Annotated in this window: 3 protein-coding genes; 1 reads left to right on the top strand and 2 read right to left on the bottom strand. The window is 67.2% G+C overall.

Going from position 1 to position 1,376, the window contains the following annotated elements; genetic code table 11:
- Positions 1 to 391: ATP-dependent Clp protease proteolytic subunit (locus ACY45C_RS02815; protein ID WP_462186104.1), on the bottom strand; the 391-nt coding region annotated here is incomplete at its 3' end.
- Positions 392 to 474: 83 nt separating this feature from the next.
- Complete coding sequence (locus ACY45C_RS02820) at positions 475 to 1,116, bottom strand: ATP-dependent Clp protease proteolytic subunit (protein ID WP_011435649.1); 642 nt, start codon at positions 1,114 to 1,116, stop codon at positions 475 to 477.
- Positions 1,117 to 1,139: 23 nt separating this feature from the next.
- Between ACY45C_RS02820 and ACY45C_RS02825 the strand changes: the two genes are divergently transcribed.
- Positions 1,140 to 1,376 (top strand): hypothetical protein (locus tag ACY45C_RS02825; protein WP_462186100.1); only part of this gene is annotated, 237 nt, incomplete at its 3' end.

The following is a 1,376-nucleotide window of genomic DNA, read 5'->3' on the forward strand; positions in this document are numbered from 1 at the left end:
CCAGCGCGAACCGCTTCCCCGGCGTGCCCGCCGCCAGCAGCACCGCCGCCGCCGACGCCGCCTGCCCCATGCAGATCGTCGAGATGTCCGGCCGCACGAACTGCATCGTGTCGTAAATCGCCGTCAACGACGTGAACGACCCACCCGGCGAGTTGATGTAGATCGAGATATCCCGGTCGGGATCCTCGGACTCCAGGAACAGCAACTGCGCCATCACGTCGTTCGCCGACACATCATCGATCTGCACACCGAGGAAGACGATCCGCTCCTTGAGCAGCTTCGAGTACGGATCCATGCCGTACTCGCCGCGGGAGGTTTTCTCGATGATGTTCGGCAGGACGTAGCGGCCCTGCGACTGGGCGGCTGCCTGGCGGGCCTGCTCGTGCCGCATCTGCTGGTACAGCGTGTCGTGGAACATGGTGGCTGCCTCCGGGACGGATGACGACGGTTCGATCCGGTGAGCGGGGGCTCCGCTCAGCTCACCGGGCCTTCGCTGGGAACCTGGCGGGCCTGCTGGACGACGTGGTCGACGAAGCCGTAGTCCTTGGCCTCCTCGGCGGTGAACCACCGGTCCCGGTCGGAGTCGCGCTCGATCTGCTCGATCGGCTGACCGGTGTGGAAGGCGATGCGCTCCTGCATCATCCGCTTGGTGTAGAGCATCTGCTCCGCCTGGATGGCGATGTCGGAGGCGGTGCCCCCGATCCCACCGGACGGCTGGTGCATCATGATCCGCGCGTGCGGCAGGGAGTATCGCTTACCCGACGCACCGGCGCAGAGCAGGAACTGCCCCATCGACGCGGCGAGACCGAGCGAGACGGTCGCGACATCGTTCTCGACGAACTGCATGGTGTCGTAGATCGCCATACCGGCGCTCACCGACCCACCCGGCGAGTTGATGTAGAGGAAAATGTCGCGGGTCGGATCCTCCGCGTTGAGCAGCAGGAGCTGCGCACAGATCGCGTTGGCGATCGAGTCCTCGACGACCGAGCCGAGGAAGACGATGCGGTTGGCCAACAGACGGTTGAAAACCTGGTCGTCGAACGCGGGTCCACCCTGACCGGGTGCACGAAGGTCCGGACCCGGAACCGGCAGGCGCGGGGCTGCGATGTTACTCACGGTCAGCTCCTCGACTTCCTCACATGGGGCGGCTGATTGACCGGCTCGACACTATCTGTGACACGCCCCAGTTCCCGCCCTCCCCGCCCGATGTTCGCGCTGGGCGTGAGGACGGGCCAGTCCGGCCGGCCCGGGGCCGGTGGGCGCTCATGGCCAGCCGGGCGCGGGCTGGTTCGGCGCGGCGCCGTCCGGTCACGGAAGGCGGCGATGGTGAGACGAACAGCGGGGGCTGGCCACGGTTCCGGGTGGGAACGGTGACC

Source organism: Frankia sp. CcWB2 (assembly GCF_977927585.1).